General features: G+C 70.6%; 17 protein-coding genes and 2 pseudogenes. 10 read left to right on the top strand and 9 right to left on the bottom strand.

Going from position 1 to position 18,049, the window contains the following annotated elements; genetic code table 11:
- Genes ruvX through ACQF4J_RS37095 form a run of 4 tightly spaced genes read right to left on the bottom strand, consistent with a single transcriptional unit; the run spans position 1 to position 3,979 of the window.
- On the bottom strand, positions 1–465 hold the full coding sequence (ruvX, locus tag ACQF4J_RS37110; RefSeq protein ID WP_058926501.1) for a Holliday junction resolvase RuvX: 465 nt from the start codon (positions 463–465) through the stop codon (positions 1–3).
- 35 nt (positions 466–500) lie between these two features.
- Complete coding sequence (gene alaS / locus ACQF4J_RS37105; protein WP_351580857.1) at positions 501–3,173, bottom strand: alanine--tRNA ligase; 2,673 nt, start codon at positions 3,171–3,173, stop codon at positions 501–503.
- Complete coding sequence (locus tag ACQF4J_RS37100) at positions 3,173–3,526, bottom strand: hypothetical protein (RefSeq protein WP_351580854.1); 354 nt, start codon at positions 3,524–3,526, stop codon at positions 3,173–3,175. Before ACQF4J_RS37100 ends, alaS begins: the two co-directional genes overlap by 1 nt.
- 9 nt (positions 3,527–3,535) lie before the next feature.
- Entirely contained in the window at positions 3,536–3,979 is a 444-nt protein-coding gene (locus ACQF4J_RS37095) for a DUF948 domain-containing protein (protein WP_351580866.1), read from the bottom strand.
- Between the two features lie 153 nt (positions 3,980–4,132).
- On the opposite strand from ACQF4J_RS37095, the gene ACQF4J_RS37090 reads away from it, so the two are divergent.
- A complete protein-coding gene (locus ACQF4J_RS37090) occupies positions 4,133–6,325 on the top strand; it encodes an ATP-binding protein (RefSeq protein WP_351802553.1) in 2,193 nt (730 codons plus the stop codon).
- Positions 6,326–6,349: 24 nt separating this feature from the next.
- Here ACQF4J_RS37090 and rpsD read toward each other — a convergent pair whose 3' ends face one another.
- The 3 genes from rpsD to ACQF4J_RS37075 all read right to left on the bottom strand — a co-directional run bounded on the left by rpsD (position 6,350) and on the right by ACQF4J_RS37075 (position 9,344).
- Positions 6,350–6,964 (bottom strand): 30S ribosomal protein S4, encoded by a 615-nt coding sequence (gene rpsD, locus ACQF4J_RS37085; protein ID WP_200699046.1) that lies wholly within the window; start codon positions 6,962–6,964, stop codon positions 6,350–6,352.
- Positions 6,965–7,261: 297 nt separating this feature from the next.
- Positions 7,262–8,617, bottom strand: coding sequence for a replication-associated recombination protein A (locus ACQF4J_RS37080; protein WP_427167750.1), 1,356 nt, complete (start codon positions 8,615–8,617; stop codon positions 7,262–7,264).
- 70 nt (positions 8,618–8,687) lie between these two features.
- Positions 8,688–9,344 (bottom strand): vitamin K epoxide reductase family protein, encoded by a 657-nt coding sequence (locus ACQF4J_RS37075; RefSeq protein ID WP_427167749.1) that lies wholly within the window; start codon positions 9,342–9,344, stop codon positions 8,688–8,690.
- A 146-nt stretch (positions 9,345–9,490) separates the two neighbouring features.
- Here ACQF4J_RS37075 and ACQF4J_RS37070 point away from each other — a divergent pair, with 146 nt between their 5' ends.
- The 7 genes and pseudogenes from ACQF4J_RS37070 to ACQF4J_RS37040 form a co-directional block, all read left to right on the top strand.
- Positions 9,491–10,357, top strand: coding sequence for an ABC transporter ATP-binding protein (locus ACQF4J_RS37070; protein ID WP_351580842.1), 867 nt, complete (start codon positions 9,491–9,493; stop codon positions 10,355–10,357).
- Positions 10,354–11,199 (top strand): ABC transporter permease, encoded by an 846-nt coding sequence (locus ACQF4J_RS37065; protein WP_351580839.1) that lies wholly within the window; start codon positions 10,354–10,356, stop codon positions 11,197–11,199. Before ACQF4J_RS37070 ends, ACQF4J_RS37065 begins: the two co-directional genes overlap by 4 nt.
- Positions 11,196–12,395, top strand: coding sequence for a sensor histidine kinase (locus ACQF4J_RS37060; protein WP_427168665.1), 1,200 nt, complete (start codon positions 11,196–11,198; stop codon positions 12,393–12,395). The genes ACQF4J_RS37065 and ACQF4J_RS37060 overlap by 4 nt, the downstream gene beginning before the upstream one ends.
- Positions 12,392–13,018, top strand: a complete 627-nt coding sequence (locus ACQF4J_RS37055) for a response regulator transcription factor (RefSeq protein ID WP_351580836.1) — start codon at positions 12,392–12,394, stop codon at positions 13,016–13,018. The genes ACQF4J_RS37060 and ACQF4J_RS37055 overlap by 4 nt, the downstream gene beginning before the upstream one ends.
- 69 nt (positions 13,019–13,087) lie before the next feature.
- A pseudogene (locus ACQF4J_RS37050) lies at positions 13,088–13,201 on the top strand (DNA-binding response regulator); the annotation flags it as partial.
- Between the two features lie 69 nt (positions 13,202–13,270).
- Positions 13,271–13,384, top strand: coding sequence for a hypothetical protein (locus ACQF4J_RS37045; protein ID WP_427168664.1), 114 nt, complete (start codon positions 13,271–13,273; stop codon positions 13,382–13,384).
- Positions 13,385–13,453: 69 nt separating this feature from the next.
- Positions 13,454–13,567: pseudogene (locus tag ACQF4J_RS37040) on the top strand (DNA-binding response regulator); the annotation flags it as partial.
- 41 nt (positions 13,568–13,608) lie between these two features.
- Here ACQF4J_RS37040 and hisS read toward each other — a convergent pair.
- On the bottom strand, positions 13,609–14,871 hold the full coding sequence (hisS, locus tag ACQF4J_RS37035; protein WP_351802549.1) for a histidine--tRNA ligase: 1,263 nt from the start codon (positions 14,869–14,871) through the stop codon (positions 13,609–13,611).
- A gap of 11 nt (positions 14,872–14,882) precedes the next feature.
- Complete coding sequence (locus tag ACQF4J_RS37030) at positions 14,883–15,590, bottom strand: MBL fold metallo-hydrolase (RefSeq protein WP_351580830.1); 708 nt, start codon at positions 15,588–15,590, stop codon at positions 14,883–14,885.
- A 190-nt stretch (positions 15,591–15,780) separates the two neighbouring features.
- Between ACQF4J_RS37030 and ACQF4J_RS37025 the strand changes: the two genes are divergently transcribed.
- Positions 15,781–16,599: a peptidylprolyl isomerase gene (locus tag ACQF4J_RS37025; RefSeq protein WP_351580827.1), complete on the top strand. Its 819-nt coding sequence runs from the start codon at positions 15,781–15,783 to the stop codon at positions 16,597–16,599.
- 157 nt (positions 16,600–16,756) lie between these two features.
- Positions 16,757–17,986 carry a DUF349 domain-containing protein gene (locus ACQF4J_RS37020; RefSeq protein ID WP_351580824.1) on the top strand — a complete coding sequence of 410 codons (1,230 nt, stop codon included), beginning with the start codon at positions 16,757–16,759 and terminating at the stop codon, positions 17,984–17,986.
- Positions 17,987–18,049: the final 63 nt, after the last annotated feature.

Below are 18,049 nucleotides of genomic sequence, written 5' to 3'. Positions count from 1 at the left end.
TCAGATGACCACTTCGACGCCCTCGCCGGGTGCTTTACCTGACACCCGTTCGGATTCCAGGGCCTGCTGCAGGATGATCACAGCGGCTGCCTGGTCGATGACCGAGCGGCCCTTCTTGGATTTCACGCCCGAGGCGCGCAGCCCCTGACTGGCCGTCACCGTCGTCATCCGTTCGTCGACCAGGCGGACCGGTACCGGCTTGATGCCCCTGGCCAGCTCCTGGGCGAAGGCCCGGACCTTCGCCGCGGCCGGGCCCTCGCCCCCCTTGAGGGAGCGAGGGAGGCCGACGACGACCTCGATCGGTTCGTACTCCTCGACCAGTTGGCGAAGGCGGCGGTGGGCGGCCGGGACGTCCCGGCCGGGGACCGTCTCCACCGGGGTGGCGAGGATCCCGTCGGGGTCGCAGGAGGCGACCCCGATCCGGGCGTCCCCGACGTCGACGGCGAGGCGGCGGCCCCGGCGCATCACCGGGCCGCCCTCACCGGATTCCTGCCCGGTACTCACTTGGCCGTGTCCGCCACGAGCCGCTCGACCGCGTCGACGGCCTCGCCGACGGCGGCCGGGTTCTGGCCGCCGCCCTGCGCGACGTCGGGCTTGCCGCCACCGCCGCCGCCGAGGGTCTTGGCGGCGGTGCGGACCAGGTCACCGGCCTTCAGGCCGCGCTCGCGGGCGGCCTCGTTGGTGGCGATGACCGTCAGCGGCTTGCCGTTGTTGACGGCGAAGAGAGCCACCACGGCGGCGCGTCCGCCCTGGATGCGGCCGCGCACGTCGAGGACCAGCTTGCGCAGGTCGTCCGGGGTGGTGCCGTCCGGGACCTGCCCGGTGACGACGGCGATCCCGCGGACGTCCTTGGCGGACTCGGCGAGACCGGCGGCGGCCTGCAGCACCTTCTCGGCGCGGAACTTCTCGATCTCCTTCTCGGCGTCCTTCAGCTTGCCGAGCATCGAGGAGACCTTCTCCGGCAGCTCCTCCGGGCGGCCCTTGAGCAGCTCGGTCAGCTGGTTGACGACCGTGTGCTCGCGCGCGAGGAAGCTGTAGGCGTCGACACCGACGAGGGCTTCGATACGGCGCACACCGGAGCCGATGGAAGACTCGCCGAGCAGCTTCACCAGGCCCAGCTGGGCGGTGTTGTGCACGTGCGTGCCGCCGCACAGCTCCTTGGAGAAGTCGCCGATGGTCACGACGCGGACGCGCTCGCCGTACTTCTCTCCGAACTCGGCGATGGCGCCCTGCTTCTTGGCCTCGTCGATGCCCATGACGTCGGCGCGGACGTCGAGGTCGCGGGCGAGAACCTCGTTGATCTTGTGCTCGACGTCGGTCATGACGGCCGTGGGAACGGCGGACGGGGACCCGAAGTCGAAGCGGAAGCGGCCGGGCTGGTTCTCGGAACCGGCCTGGGCGGCCGTCGGGCCGAGCGCGTCGCGCAGCGCCTGGTGGGTGAGGTGGGTGGCCGAGTGGGCGCGGGCGATGGCCTTGCGGCGGCGGGCGTCGATCGAGGCGACGGCCTTGGCGCCGACGGTGACCTCGCCGACCTGGACGACGCCCTTGTGGACGTAGACGCCCGGGACCGGCTTCTGGCAGTCGCGGACCTCGATGACGGCGCCGGAGTCGACCTTGATCTTGCCGGTGTCGCCGATCTGGCCGCCGCCCTCGGCGTAGAAGGGGGTGCGGTCGAGGACGATCTCGACCTCGTCGCCCTCGGTGGCGGCCGGGGAGGAGGCGCCGTCGACGAGGATGCCGACGATCGTGGACTCGCCCTCGGTGTCGCTGTAGCCGATGAACTCGGTCTCGCCGGTCTTGTCGGCGATCTCCCGGTAGGCGCCGGCGCCGGCGTGGCCGGTCTTCTTGGCCTGGGCGTCGGCCTTGGCGCGCTCCCGCTGCTCCTTCATCAGGCGGCGGAAGCCGTCCTCGTCCACGGAGAGGCCCTGCTCGGCGGCCATCTCCAGGGTGAGGTCGATCGGGAAGCCCCACGTGTCGTGGAGCAGGAACGCCTTGTCGCCGGCGAGGACCGTGCCGCCGGACTGCTTGGTCTCGGTGACGGCGGTGTCGAGGATGTTGGTGCCGGCCTTCAGCGTCTTGAGGAAGGCGTTCTCCTCGGCGACGGCGACCTTCTCGATGCGCTCGCGGTCGGTGACCAGCTCCGGGTACTGCTGGCCCATCATGCCGATCACGGTGTCGACGAGGTCGAGGACGACCGGGCCGGTGGCACCGAGCAGGCGCATGTTGCGGATGGCGCGGCGCATGATGCGGCGCAGGACGTAACCGCGGCCCTCGTTGCCGGGGGTGACGCCGTCGCCGATGAGCATCACCGAGGTGCGCATGTGGTCGGTGACCACGCGCAGCGAGACGTCCGAGGCGTGGGCGGCGCCGTAGTGGACACCGGTCAGTTCGGTGGCCTTCTTGATGACGGCCATGGAGGTGTCGATCTCGTACATGTTCTGCACGCCCTGCAGAATCATGGCGAGACGCTCCAGGCCGAGGCCCGTGTCGATGTTCTTGCTGGGGAGCTCGCCGAGGATCTCGAAGTTGTCCTTGCCGATGCCCTCGCCGCGCTCGTACTGCATGAAGACCAGGTTCCAGATCTCCACGTATCGCTCGTCGTTGACGGCGGGGCCGCCCTCGGCGCCGAACTCGGGGCCGCGGTCGTAGTTGATCTCGGAACACGGGCCGCACGGGCCGGGGACGCCCATGGACCAGTAGTTGTCCTTCATGCCGAGGCGCTGGATGCGCTCCTTCGGCACGCCGACGACGTCGTGCCAGATGCGCTCGGCCTCGTCGTCGTCCTTGTAGACGGTGATCCACAGCCGGTCCGGCTCCAGGCCGTAACCGCCCTTGTCCTGGGGGCTGGTGAGCAGCTCCCAGGCGTACTTGATGGCGCCTTCCTTGAAGTAGTCGCCGAAGGAGAAGTTGCCGCACATCTGGAAGAAGGTGCCGTGCCGGGTGGTCTTGCCGACCTCTTCGATGTCCGGGGTGCGCACGCACTTCTGCACGCTGGTGGCGCGGGCGAAGGGCGGCTTGACCTCACCCAGGAAGTAGGGCTTGAAGGGCACCATGCCGGCGGGGACGAGGAGCAGAGTCGGGTCGTCCGCGATGAGCGACGCCGAAGGGACGACGGTGTGCCCGCGCTCCTCGAAGAAGCTCAGCCAGCGGCGGCGAATCTCGGCCGACTCCATCAGTGGTCCTCATTCCGGTTGTACGAGTGCGTCTGGTACGTCGAGCCCTCGACGTACTTCGGGTTGTTGCGGTTCTCGATGGCGGCGTGGCGCCGGGGCGCGGGGAGTTCGGGGGCCGCGTTGATGCCCAGGGCCTCCCCGAGCTCCTCCTCCCGCTGGGCCATGTTGTCGCGGACGTCGAGCGCGAACCCGACCGCGCGGTCCTTGATGCGGTGACCGGCCTCGATCGCCTTGTTGGCCGCGGCGGCGGCGAGGCTCTCGGGGGTCAGCTGCTTGAGCTTGCGGTTGACCTTGGTGGTGGCCCACACACCGGCGGCCACGCCCGTGCTGAACCAGAACGTACGGCGGAACATCGCTAGGTCTCAGTCCTTCTTCCGCTTGCCCCGCCGGGACGCCGGGACGGTCCGGCCCACGATCACGGTACGCCTCGGCTCCTTCGTGGGCATGTCGTCCCGGCGGGTACCCATGGCCCTGCGGACGCCGTAGCCGAAGGCCGCGACCTTGACCAGAGGGCCGCCGAAGGTGGAGGCGACGGTGGTCGACAGCGCCGAGGCGTTCGAGGTGACCTCCTGGACGTCGGTCGCGATCGCGTCGACCCGGTCGATCTGGGTCTGCGCCGAGCGCACCGCGGCGGAGGCGTCGGCCAGCAGCGGGACGGCCTGGTCGGTCACGTCCGCGACCAGCTTGGTGGTCGCTCTGAGCGTCTGGGCCAGCCTCGCGAGGGCCACCGCGAGGAAGGAGACCAGGATCGCCCAGAACACGGCCACCAGGATCCCGGCCACCTCACCACCGGACACCACGCGCACCCGCTCCCTCAGCTTGCCCTGAACATCGAAAAAGTCGTAGGCCGAGCCTATCGCGCCGGGGGTGGCGCTCCGCACCGGATTCCCTTCCACACACTGTCGAGTTGCGCAAGGAGATTGTACGGACTGAATACGGTTCAGTACGCTCCGTATTCCATGCGGCGACATCAACGCGACGGCGGTCCGGCGGACGGCAACCTCCCCCAGGAGCTCGACGCGTTCGTGGGACGCTCGGTCGAACTCGCCGATCTGGCGCGGGCACTCGACGCCGCTCGGCTGGTCACCGTGACCGGCGCGGGCGGGGTCGGCAAGTCGCGGCTCGCGGCACGGGCGGCCGCCATGCGGGTCCCGCCCGACGGCGTCCGGCGCGTGGAGCTGGCGCCGGTGCGGGATCCACGGTTCGTCGACCACGCCGTCGCAGAAGCGCTGGGGCTGGCCGATCACACCGCCCGGCCGCCGCGCGAGACGCTGCTCGCCCATCTCGCCGAGCGTCAACTCCTGCTGCTCCTGGACGGGTTCGAGCATCTGGTGGACGCGTGTGCCGAGCTGGTCGGCGCGTTGCTGCAGGCCCTGCCCGGACTGCGGGTGCTCGCGGCGGGGCGCCGTCCGCTGGGCGTGCCGGGAGAGCGGGTGTTCCCGCTGGCGCCGCTCGGCGAGGACGAGGCGGTGGAGCTGTTCACCGAGCGGGCGGCGCTGCACGGCGTGCCGGTCGCGGACGACCGGGACGTGCGCGCGCTGTGCCGGCGCCTCGACGGGATTCCGCTCGCGATCGAGCTGGCGGCGGGGCGGCTGCGGGCCCTGTCCCCCGGCCAGTTGCTGGAGCGGCTGGACGACCGGTTCCGGCTGCTGACCGACGGCGGCCGGGACGCTTCCCCGGGCTCTCCGCCGCGCACGGGCCCGGGGGCGCGCCCGCCCCGGCATCGGACGCTGCGTCTGGCGATCGGCTGGAGCCATGAACTGTGCACACCGCGGGAGCGGTTGCTGTGGGCGCGGCTGTCGGTGTTCGCCGGCCGGTTCGACCTGGAGGCCGTCGAGTACGTGTGCGCCGGGCACGGTCTCGACGCCGACGACGTCCTCGACGTACTGACCGAGCTGCTCGCGCAGTCGGTGATCGCGCGGGAGGAGACGCCGGCCGGGGTGCGCTACCGGATGCTGGACACCGTACGGGCGTACGGGGCGGACTGGCTGGAGGCGACGGGGGACGCGGCCAGGCTGCGGCGGCGGCACCGGGACTGGTACCTGGGGCTGGCGACCTGGTGCGAGCTGGACTGGTTCTCGCCTCGGCAGGACGAGGTGGCGGGGCGTGTGGAGGCGGAGCTGCCCAATCTGCGCCATGCCCTGGAGCACTGCCTCACCGAGCCGGAGGAGGCCCATCTGGGCCAGTACCTCGCGGGCTCGCTGTGGTTCTGCTGGGCGGGCTGTGGGCGGCTGGCCGAGGGGCGGCACTGGCTGGAGCAGGTCGTGGAGCTGGACTCGGGCCACGACCGGTCGCGGCTGAAGGCCCTGTGGGTGCTCGGTTACGTGGCGATCCTGCAGGGCGACACGGTGTCCGCGCTGGCGGCGCTGCGGGAGTGCCGGGAGGAGGCGGAGCGCTGTGGCGATGCGACGGCGGTGGCGTACGCGGAGCACCGCACCGGCTGTCTGGCCCTGGTCACGGACGACATGCCGCGCGCGGAGAGGCTGCTGCGCTCGGCGCTGGAGCGCTACGAGGAGATCGGCGAGCTCAACAGCAATGTGCTGATGGCCCGGGTCGAGCTGGCGATGACGCGCGCCTTCCAGGGCGATCTGCCGGGCGCGGTGCGGATGTGCGAGGACGTGCGCCGCATCTGCGAGGACCACGGCGAGCGGTGGACGCGCACCTACGCGCTGTACGTCCTGGCGTACTCGGCCTGGGCCGACGGCGATCCCGCCCGGGCCCGCGCCCTGCTGGGTGACTGCCTGACCGGCGCCCACGCCTTCCACGACCTGCTCGGTTCGGTGCTGGCGGTCGAGCTGCTGGCCCTGGTCACGGTGGTGGAGGGAGACGCGGCCGAGGCCGCGGTGCTGCAGGGCGCGGCGGGCCGGATGTGGCGCTCGGTGGGGCTGCCGCTGTTCGGCTCGGCCTATTACAACGCCCCGCACCAGCTGTGCGAGACGACGGCCAGACAGCGGCTCGGCGACGAGCGGTACGAGGAGCGCGTACGGGAAGGGGCACGGCTGGTGCGGGAGGCCGCGGTGTCGCGGGCGCTGGAGCGGCCCCTGGACGCCATGCCGTCGCCGCGGGAGCCCGCGCGGTACGCCGCGGCGAGCCCGCAGACGCACGAACCCGCCGCCTCCCGCACCCGGAAGGGCGGGGAGACGGCGGGCTGAGGTGGTACTGCCGCCTGCCGAGGATCAGCGGGCGTAGTACTCGACGACGAGCTGCTCGTCGCAGATGACCGGAACTTCCTTGCGGTTCGGCTCGCGGTCCAGGCGGAACGCCAGGGCCTTGAGGTTCACCTGCAGGTAGCGCGGGGTCTCGCCCTCGGGGGCGAAGCCGCCCTCACGGGCGATCTGGAAGAGGGTCTTCTCGCGGCTGCGCTCGCGGACCATCACGACGTCGTCGGGACGGACACGGAACGACGGCTTGTCGACCTTCTGGCCGTTGACCTCGATGTGGCCGTGAACGACCATCTGACGGGCCTGGTAGATGGTGCGGGCGATGCCCGAACGCAGCACCAGGGCGTCGAGACGGCGCTCGAGCTCCACGATCAGGGCCTCACCGGTCTTGCCCTGCACCTTGGAGGCACGCTCGTAGGCACGGACCAGCTGGCGCTCGGAGACGTCGTACTGCGCGCGCAGACGCTGCTTCTCCAGCAGACGGACCTTGTAGTCCGAGTTCTGCTTGCGGCCACGGCCGTGCTCACCCGGCGGGTAGGGGCGGGCCTCGAAGTACTTGACGGCCTTCGGGGTCAGCGCGATGCCGAGGGCACGCGACTTCTTGACCTTGGGGCGGGACTGGTTCGCCACTGTCTCTTTCTTCCTTCTGATATTCGGCTCGTCAGGGTTGAGGGAGGTCGCATCCGCAGCCGGGGAAACCCGCCTCGTCCTGGTGGACTTCGGTGGGCAGCCGCTCCCCTGGTCTGGGCACTACGTGCAGCACGCGAGTGGCCCACCGACCTGTCCCGTCCTGCGACGGGTGGTGGTGGGCTGCCCGCGACACCATTCGAACGGTGCGCGACGCTCCTGGAACCCGCTGGGGGTTCCGGCCGGATGTCCCGCTCTGACTGCGCGGGACTCGGCACTCCGGCGAAGTCTACAGGGTTGTCAGGGGCGCTTCCGACCGAGGTGGGTCCTGGTCCACTCCACGGCGTCCGCGTACCGGGCCTCAGCCCCGTGCCGGGTCGGGGTGTAGTACTCGCGGTCCTTGAGGGCGTCAGGGGCGTACTGCTGCTCGGCGATGCCCTCGGCCAGGTCGTGCGGGTACACGTACCCCTGCGCGTGGCCGAGCTTGGCGGCGCCCTTGTAGTGCCCGTCCCTGAGATGCGGCGGCACCTGCCCGGCCAGTCCCTTGCGTACGTCGTCCAGGGCGGCGCCGATCGCGGTCGTGGCGGAGTTGGACTTCGGGGCCAGGGCGAGGGCGATGGTGGCGTGGCTGAGGGTGAGGGCGGCCTCGGGGAAGCCGATCATGGCGACGGCCTGGGCGGCGGCCACGGCGATCGGCAGGGCGTTGGGGTCGGCCAGGCCGATGTCCTCGCTCGCGGAGATCATCAGGCGGCGGGCGATGAACCGGGGGTCCTCGCCGGCTTCGATCATGCGGGCCAGGTAGTGCAGGGCGGCGTCGACGTCCGAGCCCCTGATGGACTTGATCAGGGCGCTGGCGACGTCGTAGTGCTGGTCGCCGTCGCGGTCGTACTTGACCGCCGCCCGGTCGACGGTCTCCTCCAGGGTGGTCAGGGAGATCTCCGTCTCGCCCTTGTCGAGGGCGGCCCCCGCCGCGGCCTCCAGGGCGGTCAGGGCGCGGCGGGCGTCACCGCCGGCGATGCGCAGGAGGTGGTCCTCGGTGTCCGCGGGGAGCGCGACGACGTCCTTCAGGCCGCGCTCGTCGCTCAGCGCCCGCTTCAGCAGGCCGCGGACGTCGTCGTCGGTGAGTGGTTCGAGAGTCAGCAGAAGGGAGCGGGACAGCAGCGGGGAGATCACCGAGAAGTACGGGTTCTCCGTGGTCGCCGCGATCAGGGTCACCCAGCGGTTCTCCACCGCGGGCAGCAGGGAGTCCTGCTGGGCCTTGCTGAAACGGTGGATCTCGTCCAGGAAGAGGACGGTCTCCTTGCCGTATCCGCCGGTGGCGCGGCGGGCGCCGTCGATGACCGCGCGGACCTCCTTGACGCCCGCGGTGATCGCCGACAGTTCCACGAAGCGCTTGTTGGTGGCCTTGGACACTACGTACGCGAGGGTCGTCTTGCCGGTGCCTGGTGGGCCCCAGAGGATCACCGACGACGGTCCCGCCGGGCCGCCCGCGCCCTCGCCGACCAGGCGGCGCAGGGGCGAGCCGGGCTTGAGCAGGTGCTGCTGGCCCACCACCTCGTCGAGGATGCGCGGGCGCATCCGCACCGCCAGGGGGCTTCCTGCCGGATCCTTCTCCTGGCGTTCTTCTGCGGCTGCGGTGAACAGGTCGGGCTCCACGCTGAAACCCTAAATCACGGCACTGACAATCTTCCCGGGCCCCGGACCCCGGGCCCCGGGCTGCCCGGGGTCAGCTGGTCCAGAAGTCCCACCAGCGGGTCAGCACCAGCATGCCGATGATGCCGACGTGCAGGACGGGCAGGACCCAGGTGAACTCGCCGAAGAAGCCCTTCAGCCAGCGCGGGGCCGGCAGGAAGTCGTTGCGGATGTTGAACGAGGTCACGTACCAGAACATGGTGATCGTCGCGACCCAGGCCAGCGAGCACCACAGGCACAGCGCGTTGATGCGGTACAGCGACTGGAACTGCAGCCAGGTGCAGAAGGCCACACCGAAGAGCGTGCCGAAGTTGAAGGTCAGCCAGTACCAGCGCGGGAAGCGGGCGCGGGCCAGCAGGCTCATGCCGACGCAGATGACGATGCCGTAGGCGACCAGGCCGAGCATCGGGTTGGGGAAGCCGAAGGCGGCGGCCTGCTTGGACTCCATCACGCTGCCGCAGGAGACGACCGGGTTGAGGCTGCAGCCCGGGGTGAAGGTCTTGCCCGCGACCTTGGCCTCGAGGAGCTTGAACTTGTCGATCGTGATGACCCATGCGGCGAGCAGCCCGGCAGCGCCGGTGATGATCAGCAGCAGGGCGAAGGCGCGGCTGCCGCCGACCGTGCGCGTCTCCGCGGCCGCACTGCCCGGCTCGGGCTCGGTGGAGACGTCTTTGACTGTGGTCTTGCTCATCACGTCGATTCCGTCTGCTTGAGAGTTGGACCTTCAGGGGGCACCGGCCATTCTGCCGCACCCGGCGCCTTGTCCACCGTTCGATGGACATAAGGAAGTACGCACGGTCGTCCCTGAGCGTTCGGTTCCGGACGAGGATCGACGGCATGACGGCACACGTGAACGAACTCGCGGTGGATGTTCGGGGGCTGCGCAAGCGGTACGGGGACGTGACCGCGGTGGACGGCATCGACCTCGGCATCCGGCGCGGTGAGGTGTTCGGCCTGCTGGGACCCAATGGCGCGGGCAAGAGCACCACCGTGGAGATCCTCCAGGGCAACCGCGGCCGGGACGCGGGCGAGGTGTCGGTGCTCGGGTCCGATCCGGCGACGGGCACGCGCGCGTGGAGGTCGCGTGTGGGAATCGTCTGGCAGGACGAATCGGCGCCCGCGGAGTTGACGGTCCACGAGACCGTACGGCACTTCGCGCGCTACTACCCGAGGCCCCGGGACCCCGAGGAGGTCATCGCCCTGGTGGGCCTGGAGGCGAAGGCGGGCAGCAGGATCAAGGCGCTGTCGGGCGGCCAGCGCCGCCGTCTCGACGTGGCCCTCGGGGTGATCGGCGACCCCGAACTGCTGCTCCTGGACGAGCCGACGACCGGCTTCGACCCGGCCGCCCGCCGCATGTTCTGGGACCTGATCCGGCTGCTGGCGGGCGAGGGCACGACGATCCTGCTGACCACGCACTACCTGGAGGAGGCGGAGGCCCTGGCCGACCGGCTCGCGGTGGTCGCCCGGGGCCGGGTCGTGGCCGAGGGCGAGCCCGCCGCTCTCCGGGAGCGGTACGGCACCGGGGCCACGGTCGAGTGGACCGAGGCCGACGGCACCGCCCGCCGCGAACCCACGGACACCCCGACCAGGACGGTCGCCGAACTCATGCACCGCTTCGACGGCGAGATCCCGGGGCTGCTGGTGACCCGCCCCACCCTGGAGGACGTCTACCTCCGGCTGACCGGACAGGAGGACACGCGATGACCACGACCGCCGTGCCGACCCGCACCCGCGCCGCGACCGGTCGGCTGCCCGGGGCGTGGACCCTGGGGCTGAGCCGGGGAGCGCTGGAGATCAGGCAGTTCTTCCGCCAGCGCGACCAGGTCGTCTTCACCTTCTCCTTCCCGGTCGTCTTCCTGTTCCTGTTCGCGGCGATCTTCCACGACGACGTACGCGGCTCCGGTGTCAACGCCTCCCAGCTGTACGTCCCGGCGATGATGGCCTCCGGCATCATGTCGACCAGCTTCCAGTCGCTGGGCATCTCGATCGCCGTGGAGCGCGACGAGAAGGTGCTGCGCCGGCTGCGCGGCACGCCGATGCCTCCGGCCGCGTACTTCCTGGGCAAGATCTGGCTCGTTCTGTTCACCGGTGTCGTGGAGACGGCGATCCTGCTGTTCGTCGGCACCGCCTTCTACGGCGTGCGGCTGCCGTCGGACGCGTCCCGCTGGCTCGACTTCGGCTGGATCTTCGTGCTCGGGCTGACCGGCTGCTCGCTGCTCGGCATCGCCATCAGTTCGGTGCCCAAGTCGGCTAAGAGCGCGAGCTCCGTGGTCGTACTGCCCTTCCTGGTCCTGCAGTTCATCTCCGGGGTGTACATCTCCATCGACACGATCCCCGAGTGGATGCTGAACGTCGGTGCCCTGTTCCCGCTGAAGTGGCTGTGCCAGGGTCTTCGGGGCGTCTTCCTGCCGGACTCGGCGCGGGTCCTGGAGCAGGCCGGGAGCTGGGAGTTCGGGAAGGTCGCCCTGGTGCTGGCCGCCTGGTGCGTCGGAGGATTGGTGCTGTGTCTGCTGACCTTTCGCTGGAAGAGCCGGCGCGACGGATGAACCACCCGGGGGCCGCTCGCGGCGAACACGCCTGGGACCGGACCATCCGGCTGTGGGACGTGTACTTCGCGGTCGCCTGGGCGGCCACCCTGGCCTTCGTGCTCAACGCGGCGCATCCCGACTCGCCCGTGCGCCTGACCGCGGCCGCGCTGCTGGTCCCGCTGGTGCCCTGGTACGCCGTGATGGGGCGCCCGTTGCTCCAGGAGGACCCACCGGACCAGCGGCGGGCCCTGCGCTACCTCGCCGTGTCGATGGCGCTGTTCCTGCCGTCGGCCGTCCTGGTCGGCGAGACACGGTTGATGGCGTTCGCGCTCATCCCCCAGTGCTTCATGACGCTGCGCATGCACTGGTCCCTGGTGACCGTCACCGTGATCAACCTGGCGCCGGTCGCGGGCTGGGCGCTGCTGTGGCGGCCCGACGGCACGGACCTGTTCGCCAACTTCCTGTTCTCCGTGGTCACCCTGGTCTTCTCGGTCGTGATCGGCAGCTGGATCATCCGCATCATCGAACAGAGCGCGGAGCGGGCCCAGTTGATCGCCGAGCTCGACGCCAGCCGCCACGAGATCTCCCGTCTGTCCGCCGCGCACGGCGCCCTGACCGAACGCGAACGCATGGCCCGGGAGATCCACGACACCCTGGCGCAGGGCTTCACCAGCCTGCTGATGCTGGTCCAGGCGGTGGAGGCGGAACTGGACCACGACCTGCCCGAGGCCCGCCGCCATCTCGCGCTGATGGACGAGACGGCCCGGCAGAACCTCGCCGAAGCGCGTGCCCTGGTCGCCGGCGCCGCACCGGCCGACCTCGACGGCGCCTCCCTCCCGGACGCCCTGCGCCGACTGGCCGCCCGCCACGAGGCGGCGCTTCGGGTACGCGGCCCGGTGCGCACGCTGCCGGCCGGCCCCGAGGTGGTGGCCCTGCGCTCCTGCCAGGAGGCGCTGGCCAACGCCCGCAAACACGCGGGGAGTTCGGCCGAGGTGGGCATCGAGCTGACGTATGCCGACGACGCGCTCACCCTCTCGGTTCGGGACGACGGCTGCGGCTTCGACCCCGGCGCCCCGTGCGACGGCTACGGTCTGGCGGGCCTGCGCGCCCGGGCCACCGAGCTCGGCGGCACCACACGGATCGACAGCACGCCGGGGGACGGTACGACGGTGACGGTCAGCCTGCCCCTGTCCGCGGTGAGGAGCCCCTCGTGATCCGTATCGTCCTCGCCGACGACCATCCCGTCGTACGCGAGGGTCTGCGGGCGATGCTCAGCGCGGAGCCCGACCTCGACGTGGTCGCCGACGCGGCGAGCGGTCCGCAGGCGGAGGCGCTGGCGGCGGAACTGAGGCCGGACATCGTCCTGATGGACCTGCGGATGCCGGGCGGCGGGGGCGTCGACTCGATCGTGCGGATGGGTGAGGCGGGGCTGGCCTGCCGGGTGGTCGTGCTGACGACCTACGAGACGGACCGGGACATCCTGCGGGCCGTGGAGGCCGGGGCCGCGGGCTATCTGCTCAAGGACATGCCGCGCGGCGAACTCGCGGAGGCGGTGAGGGCCGCAGCACGCGGCGAGACGGTCCTGGCCCCGTCGGTGGCCGCACGCCTGGTGGACCAACTGCGCACGAAGCCGGAGCGGCCCCGACTGTCGGACCGCGAGACGGCGGTACTGCGCCTGGTGGCGGAGGGCTGCACGAACGCGGAGATCGGCCGACGCCTCTTCATCGGCGAATCGACGGTGAAGACCCACCTCCTGCGCGTCTTCGCCAAGCTGGACGTCGACGACCGCACGGCCGCGGTCACCAGCGCCATGCGGCACGGGCTGCTCGACCAATGACGGAAATCTCCGCCTGGAACACAAAGACCGGCCGACGGCCCCGCGGCGGCAGCCGCACAATGACGGGGTATCGGCGAATCGACGGTGAAGACCCACCTCCTGCGCGTCTTCGCCAAGCTGGACGTCGACGACCGCACGGCCGCGGTCACCAGCGCCATGCGGCACGGGCTGCTCGACCAATGACGGAAATCTCCGCCTGGAACACAAAGACCGGCCGACGGCCCCGCGGCGGCAGCCGCACGATGACGGGGTATCGGCGAATCGACGGTGAAGACCCACCTCCTGCGCGTCTTCGCCAAGCTGGACGTCGACGACCGCACGGCCGCGGTCACCAGCGCCATGCGGCACGGGCTGCTCGACCAATGACGGAAATCTCCGCCTGGAACACAAAGACCGGCCGACGGCCCCGCGGCGGCAGCCGCACGATGACGGGGTATCGGCGAATCGACGGTGAAGACCCACCTCCTGCGCGTCTTCGCCAAGCTGGACGTCGACGACCGCACGGCCGCGGTGACGAGCGCGATGCGGTTCGGGCTGCTGGAGCAGTGAGAAGGGCGCCGGAGGGTGGTTCCGGCGCCCTTCGTGCGTTCTCAGCCGAGCCGTGACTCCAGTTCCGCCACGATCTCGTTGACGCCGATGGCCGTCTGCTCGCCGGACTCCATGTCCTTGAGCTGGACGACGCCCTCGGCGAGGTCGCGTTCGCCGGCCACGATCGTGTAGCGGGCGCCGCTGCGGTTGGCGTTCTTCATCGCGCCCTTGAGGCCCTTGGCGCCGTAGGAGAAGTCCGCCGCGACGCCGACCTTGCGCAGTTCGGTGACCTTCGAGAAGAGGACCCGGCGGGCCTCCTCACCGAGCGGTACCGCGAACACGCTGGTGGTGGAGGGCAGTTCGAGCTCGACGCCCTCCGCCTCCAGGGCCAGGACCGTGCGGTCGACGCCGAGGGCCCAGCCGACCGACGGCAGCGCGGGGCCGCCGATCATCTCCGACAGGCCGTCGTAGCGGCCGCCGCCGCCCACCGCGGACTGCGAGCCCAGACCGTCGTGGACGAACTCGAAGGTCGTACGGGTGTAGTAGTCCAGGCCGCGCACCAGCTTGGGGTCGTCCTCGAAGGAGACGCCCGCCGCCGTGATCAGCTCACGGACCTCCTCGTGGTACGCCTTGCAGGCGTCGCAGAGGTAGTCGCGCAGGAGCGGGGCGTCGCCGAGCTGCTTCTGGACCGACTCGCGCTTGTCGTCCAGGACGCGCAGCGGGTTGATCTCGGCGCGCCGCAGGGTGTCCTCGTCGAGGTCGAGGCCGCGCAGGAAGTCCTGCAGCGCGGCCCGGTAGACCGGCCGGCACTCCTTGTCGCCCAGGCTGTTGAGCAGGATGCGGAAGTCGCTGAGGCCCAGCGAGCGGTACGCCTGGTCGGCCAGGATGATCAGCTCGGCGTCGAGCGCCGGGTCCTCCGCGCCGATCGCCTCGGCACCGACCTGCGAGAAGTGGCGGTAACGGCCCTTCTGCGGGCGCTCGTAGCGGTAGTACGAGCCGGAGTACCAGAGCTTGACCGGGAGGTTGCCCGTCTTGTGCAGGTTGGCCTCCAGGGCCGCGCGCAGCACGGAGGCGGTGCCCTCGGGGCGCAGGGCGAGCCGGTCGCCGCCCTTGGTCTCGAAGGCGTACATCTCCTTGGTCACGATGTCGGTGGACTCGCCGACACCGCGCGCGAAGAGCTCGACGTTCTCGAAGCCGGGGGTCTCGATGTAGCCGTAGCCGGCGGCGCGCAGCGGGGCGGCGATCGCCTCGCGGACCGCCAGGAACTTCGCGGAGTCCGGCGGAATCAGGTCGTACGTGCCCTTGGGGGCCTTGAAGGTGCTCACGAAGTCTCTCGTCACATTCCTCGTCGGGGAGCCTCGGCGGCTCCCTGGCCGGCGGCCACCTGCCGCAGATACGGGTTGGTGGCGCGCTCCTGGCCGATGGTCGTCTGGGCGCCGTGGCCGGACAGCACCACGGTCGAGTCGTCGAGCGGCAGGCACACGCGGGCCAGCGAGTCGAGCATCTCGGCCATGTCACCGCCGGGCAGGTCGGTGCGTCCGATGGAGCCGGCGAACAGCAGATCCCCCGAGAAGAACACCGACGGAACGTCAGTCGTCTCGGGCATCCGGAAGGTCACCGACCCCTTGGTATGGCCCGGCGCGTGCGCGACGGAGAACTCCAGCCCCGCCAGAGTCAGTTGCGCGCCGTCGGCCAGCTCCCTGACGTCGTCCGGCTCCCCCACGGTGAGCTCGCCCATGAGCGGCATCCCGATGGAACGGCCGAGCGCCTTCTCGGGGTCCGCCATCATGTAGCGGTCCTCGGGGTGGATCCAGGCGGGCACGTCGTGCGCGCCGCACACCGGGACGACCGAGGCCACATGGTCGATGTGGCCATGGGTGAGGACGACGGCGACGGGCTTGAGCCGATGCTTCTTCAGCGCTTCCTCGACTCCTTGGGCGGCCTGATGGCCCGGGTCGATGATCACGCACTCCTCACCGGCGGCGGGGGCGACGAGATAACAGTTCGTCCCCCAGGCCCCGGCGGGGAACCCGGCAATGAGCACGATCGTCCTTCGTTGTGTCGGTACGGGCGGCTGCGGTGGCCGTGAACGAGCGACCACAGCCACTGCCAGAGCCTACCGGCGCTGCCGAATCCTCAGCGAACCCATATACGGTACGGGGCACACGCAGGCGGTCGGCTCACAAGACGCACGCGTCCCAGTCGGCGTACGAGACGCATGAGGAGAAAACCCGGTGGTCAGCCAGGAACAGCGGAAGCGGCAGCTCGCGCGGGAGAAGTTTCTGCGGCAGCAGCAACGGCGTACGGAGGCGCGGCGCAAGGCACGCATGCGCAACTCGGTGATCGCGTCGGTGCTCGGCGTGATCCTGATCGGCAGCGTGGCCCTGTACACGACCGGGGTGATGAAGGGCGACGACAAGGCCAACGCCAGTTCGCAGACCACCCCGAGCGCCACGCCCACCAGCAAGGCGCCGGACCCGTGCCAGAAGGCCGCCAAGGGCTCGGTGAAGAAGCTCAGCTGGAAGAAGGAGCCGGCGGTCACGATCGACAAGTCGGCGAAGTACACGATGAAGCTCGCCACGACGTGCGGTGACATAGACGTCGCGCTGAAGACGTCGGCGGCCCCGCACACCGTGAACTCCTTCGACTTCCTCGCCTCGAAGGGCTTCTTCGACCACACGAAGTGCCACCGGCTCACCACCAACGGCATCTACGTGCTGCAGTGCGGCGACCCGACAGGCTCGGGCAGCGGCGGTCCCGGCTACACGATCCCGGACGAGAACCTGAAGGACAAAAGCCTGAAGGGCGGTGTCTACCCGGCGGGCACGGTCGCGATGGCCAACACCGGGCAGAAGCACACCGGCGGCAGCCAGTTCTTCCTCGTCTACCAGGACAGTCAGCTGCCGGCCAGCTACACACCGTTCGGTACCGTGTCCGCGTCGGGCATGAAGGTTCTCAAGAAGATCGCCGCCGCGGGCGAGAGCACCGGGCAGGGCGACGGCGCGCCGAACGCGACGGTCGTGATCAACAAGGCCACGGTCACGAAGTCCTGACCCTCTGAGCACCTCATCCGGACCCCGAGGTGCGAAATTTCGGTCGTGCGGGATGCGGACAGGCCGCCCGCACGTCGCCTATGTTGGCCGTGACGAAACTGTGGACGATGCCCGGGGGCAGCGAGGCCCCTCGCAGGCATCATGTGGAGGAGGCGCTGTGAGCAGCGACCCGTGGGGCCGCGTCGACGAGACGGGGACCGTGTACGTGCGTACGGCCGACGGCGAGCAGGTCGTCGGCTCCTGGCAGGCCGGCTCCCCCGAGGAGGCGCTGGCCTACTTCGAGCGCAAGTACGAGGGCCTGGTTGTGGAGATCGGCCTCCTCGAGAAGCGAGTGAAGACCACCGACCTGTCCGCGAAGGACGCCCAGGCGGCCATCGACCACATCCGCGAGCAGGTCGACGCCCACCACGCGGTGGGCGACCTGGACGCGCTGCGGCAGCGGTTGGACAAGCTCGTTCAGACCGTCGAGGCCCGCCGGGAGGAGCGCAAGCAGCAGCGGGCCAAGCAGTCCGACGAGGCGCGGCACGCCAAGGAGGACCTGGTCGCCGAGGCGGAGCAGCTGGCGCAGTCCGACCAGTGGCGGGCCGCGGGTGAGCGGCTGCGGGCGCTGGTGGACACCTGGAAGGGCCTGCCGCGGCTGGACCGCAAGTCGGACGACGAGCTGTGGCATCGCTTCTCGCACGCCCGTTCGGCGTTCTCCAAGCGGCGCAAGGCGCACTTCGCGGCGCTCGACGCGCAGCGCGAGGAGGCTCGCCGGATCAAGGAGCGGCTGGTCTCCGAGGCGGAGGCGCTGTCGGGTTCGACGGACTGGGGTCCGACGGCCGCCCGCTACCGCGAGCTGATGGCGGAGTGGAAGGCCGCCGGACGGGCGCAGCGCGAGCACGAGGACGACCTGTGGAACCGCTTCCGCGGCGCCCAGGACGTGTTCTTCGCCGCCCGCAGCTCGGTCTTCGCCGAGCGTGACGCGGAGCAGTCGGAGAACCTGAAGCTGAAGGAGGAGCTGGCCGAGGAGGCCGAGAAGATCCTTCCGGTGACGGACCTCCGGGCCGCGCGGGCGGCCTTCCGCTCGGTCAACGAACGCTGGGAGGCCATCGGCCACGTGCCGCGCGACGCCCGTCCGAAGGTCGAGGGTCGGATGCACGCGGTGGAGCGGGCCATCCAGGAGGCCGAGGAGGCCGAGTGGCGGCGGACCAACCCGGAGGCACGCGCGCGTGCCGAGGGTCTGACCGGACAGCTCCAGGCCGCGGTGGACAAGCTCAGGGGCCAGATCGAGCAGGCGCGCGCCCAGGGCAACACCGCCAAGGCCGACAAGCTCGAGCGTGAGCTGGAGGGCCGCCAGGCCCTGCTGGACCAGGCGCTGAAGGGTCTGCAGGAATTCGGCGGCTGATCCGTCCCTTCGGCGGATACGACGAGAAGGGCCCCGTACTCGCGTACGGGGCCCTTCTCGTGC

This window comes from Streptomyces sp. C1-1, assembly GCF_050214755.1.
GTDB lineage: Bacteria > Actinomycetota > Actinomycetes > Streptomycetales > Streptomycetaceae > Streptomyces.
Note: the sequence above shows the minus strand (reverse complement) of the source record. Positions and strands in the feature narration are given on the sequence as shown.

Bases quoted from the DNA above. Each gene is read 5' to 3' on its own strand.
- ruvX (WP_058926501.1), bottom strand. From the start codon at position 465: ATGCGCCGGGGCCGCCGCCTCGCCGTCGACGTCGGGGACGCCCGGATC.
- alaS (WP_351580857.1), bottom strand. From the start codon at position 3,173: ATGGAGTCGGCCGAGATTCGCCGCCGCTGGCTGAGCTTCTTCGAGGAG.
- ACQF4J_RS37100 (WP_351580854.1), bottom strand. From the start codon at position 3,526: ATGTTCCGCCGTACGTTCTGGTTCAGCACGGGCGTGGCCGCCGGTGTG.
- ACQF4J_RS37090 (WP_351802553.1), top strand. From the start codon at position 4,133: ATGCGGCGACATCAACGCGACGGCGGTCCGGCGGACGGCAACCTCCCC.
- ACQF4J_RS37075 (WP_427167749.1), bottom strand. From the start codon at position 9,344: ATGAGCAAGACCACAGTCAAAGACGTCTCCACCGAGCCCGAGCCGGGC.
- ACQF4J_RS37070 (WP_351580842.1), top strand. From the start codon at position 9,491: ATGACGGCACACGTGAACGAACTCGCGGTGGATGTTCGGGGGCTGCGC.
- ACQF4J_RS37065 (WP_351580839.1), top strand. From the start codon at position 10,354: ATGACCACGACCGCCGTGCCGACCCGCACCCGCGCCGCGACCGGTCGG.
- ACQF4J_RS37060 (WP_427168665.1), top strand. From the start codon at position 11,196: ATGAACCACCCGGGGGCCGCTCGCGGCGAACACGCCTGGGACCGGACC.